This is a genomic window from Anoxybacillus sp. LAT27, from assembly GCF_022030075.1.
Lineage (GTDB): Bacteria > Bacillota > Bacilli > Bacillales > Anoxybacillaceae > Anoxybacillus > Anoxybacillus kestanbolensis.
The window spans coordinates 1-247 of sequence record NZ_JAIWYK010000245.1 but is presented as its reverse complement, the minus strand read 5'-3'; the positions used below and the strand labels follow the sequence as shown (position 1 = coordinate 247).

Sequence of the window (247 nt, the reverse complement as noted above, 5' to 3'; positions counted from 1 at the left end):
GCTTATTTGGATCAATACGGCTTGACAGCCGCCGATTTTCGCACCATGGATGAGATGAAACAATGGCTCGGCACACCCATCACTGACGAGCGGCTTCATGCCGTTCTGCGCCGGCACGGGCTGACGGTTGAGGAGCTCGAGGCGCTGCTTGGCCAGTTTGGCGAAACGGTGCAAGACTACACATTTATCGAAGACTTAGACCGGGCCATCCGTTTTTACTCGCAGCACAACGCCGCCATGCAGCAAA

At 55.9% G+C, this 247-nt stretch carries 1 protein-coding gene; it reads left to right on the top strand.

Going from position 1 to position 247, the window contains the following annotated elements:
- Positions 1-247 (top strand): processed acidic surface protein (locus LD028_RS09300; RefSeq protein WP_237811649.1); only part of this gene is annotated, 247 nt, incomplete at both ends.